This is a genomic window from Bifidobacterium sp. UTBIF-68, from assembly GCF_006408855.1.
GTDB classification, from domain to species: domain Bacteria; phylum Actinomycetota; class Actinomycetes; order Actinomycetales; family Bifidobacteriaceae; genus Bifidobacterium; species Bifidobacterium reuteri.
This window is the reverse complement of record NZ_JFAN01000064.1, coordinates 1-2,068: the sequence shown is the minus strand read 5'-3', so window position 1 is coordinate 2,068 and position 2,068 is coordinate 1. Positions and strand designations below refer to the sequence as shown.

Genomic DNA, 2,068 nt, shown 5'->3' with positions numbered 1-2,068 from the left:
CGCGCATCCATGAGCGTCTGCGTGACGAATACGGCGCCGCCGTGTCGTTGTCGACCGTGACGCGCAAGGTCGCGCAGCTCAGACGCGAGTCCGCGTTGGAGCGCGAGATGGGTTTCCTCGACCTGACGTGGCATCCGGGCGAGTGCCAGGCTGATTTCGGCCAGGTCGACGTGCGCTACCGGGGGTCGACGGTACGGATGCGCCATTTCGTGCTGGATTTCCCGCATTCGAACATATCCCCGTGCCAGTTGATGCCCGGGGAGAACGCGGAGTGCACGTGCCAGGCGCTCCGTAACCTGTTCGAATGGCTGGGCGGCGTGCCCCGGCGGATCGTGTACGACAACGCGGCCGGCGTGGGACGCAGACGATCCGATGAGATTAGCCTGACCCGCCTGTTCCAGGCGTTCCAGGCTCACTACGGGTTCGAGTACGCGTTCTGCAACCCGTATTCGGGCCATGAGAAGGGAGCGGTCGAGGCGCGGGTCGGCGCGGTGCGGCGCAGGCTGTTCGTGCCGGTGCCCAGCGTATGGAACCTCGAGAGCTTCAACCGGCGGCTGCCCGACAGGTGCCTGGAGCTCGGGGCCAAGGAGCATTACCGCAAGGGCGGCAGGGAGACGGACCTGTTCGCCGAGGACCGTGAGGCGCTCCTCCCGCTGCCGGCCAAACCCTTCGACGTGGTCACCTGGAAGCGCGTGAGGGCCGACAAGTACGGCAACATCGTCCTCGAGGGGCGCCACCGGTACGCGGCCGGTCCCGAACACGCCGGCAGGGAGATGATCGTCGGCCTGCGCGCACTGGAGATCGAGATCCTCGATGCGGGCGGCGTCCACGTGGCCGCGCATCCCAGGGCCTACGGCGACAAACCCACCAGCAGCGCCGACCCTTCGAGTCAGCTCGAGCTGCTGTGCACCCGGCCCGCGGCCTGGCGCAACAGCCGGGTGCGCGATGCGCTGCCCGACCCGTTGCGCGAATGGATCGACTCGCAGGACGAGGCCACGCGGCGCGCGAGCCTGCAGACGCTCAGGAACGCGGACCGTGAAAGCGGTTGGGAACACGCCGTGACGGGCATGCTCGAGATCCTCGAGGCCACCGGGGGCGTGGACCGGGCCGGCGTGTGCCTCGCCGCCGCCCGCCACGCCTCGGGCGTGGAACCGGTCGAGTACGAGGAGCCCGTCGACCTGAGCGAATACGACATCGCCTACACCCAGGAGAACGCATGAACCAGAAAACCGGGAGAACCGACATCGACCTGCTGCGGGAAAGGGCGCGCGGCCTGTTCATCTCCCAAGCCACCATCGACGCCACGCTCGAATGGGCAACCCCGCGCCAGATCGACGCCATCGACCGCATGCTCGCCACGGAACTGGCCAACCGGGAATCATCCAAACGCGCCAGGCTCATGCGCCAGGCCAGGTTCCCCGTGCCCAAAGGCCTGGACGGCTACGATTTCACGAACGTGCGCCTGCCCGACGGGTACGACAGGGAACGGATGACGCGCCTGGACTTCATGGACAAGGCCCAGGACCTCGTGTTCTACGGCAAAACGGGAAGAGGCAAGACCCACCTGGCGACCGCGCTCGGCATGAAGGCCGTCGAGATGGGCAGAAGCGTGCGCTTCCGCCAGACCGCCGAACTGGTCCTCCAGCTCGGCAAGGCCAAACGCGACGGCACCCTCGACAACCTCCTCAAGGACCTCTCCAGAGCCGACCTGATCATCCTCGACGAGTTCGGCTACGTGCCCTTCGACATCGACGGCGCACGACTTCTCTACCAGATCATCGCCGGCAGCTACGAGCGGCGCAGCATCATCTTCACCACGAACATCGAGTTCAGCAAATGGGGCACGATCTTCGCGGACGACAAGCTCGCCGCCGCGATCATCGACCGCATCGTCCACCACGGACGCCTCATCGAATTCACCGGGCCAAGCCGACGCGTCAGCCAGGCCCTCATGTTCGGCAAAACCGACACCAGCCAATAACCCAACCAACCACCGGCCGGCACGCCCGACGCCGAAACCCGAAAAAATACAATGACGAAAACCGAAACACCGATTTGACGAAATACA

2 protein-coding genes are annotated in these 2,068 nt (G+C 65.9%); both read left to right on the top strand.

From position 1 onward, the window contains the following. Window positions 1-1,220 (top strand): IS21 family transposase (gene istA / locus BW14_RS11780; protein WP_140490789.1); only part of this gene is annotated, 1,220 nt, incomplete at its 5' end. Continuing rightward, window positions 1,217-1,981, top strand: a complete 765-nt coding sequence (gene istB / locus BW14_RS11775; protein ID WP_140490787.1) for an IS21-like element helper ATPase IstB — start codon at window positions 1,217-1,219, stop codon at window positions 1,979-1,981. The genes istA and istB, both read left to right, overlap by 4 nt. The last annotated feature ends 87 nt before the right edge of the window (window positions 1,982-2,068 follow it).

Bases quoted from the DNA above. Each gene is read 5' to 3' on its own strand.
- istB (WP_140490787.1), top strand. From the start codon at position 1,217: ATGAACCAGAAAACCGGGAGAACCGACATCGACCTGCTGCGGGAAAGG.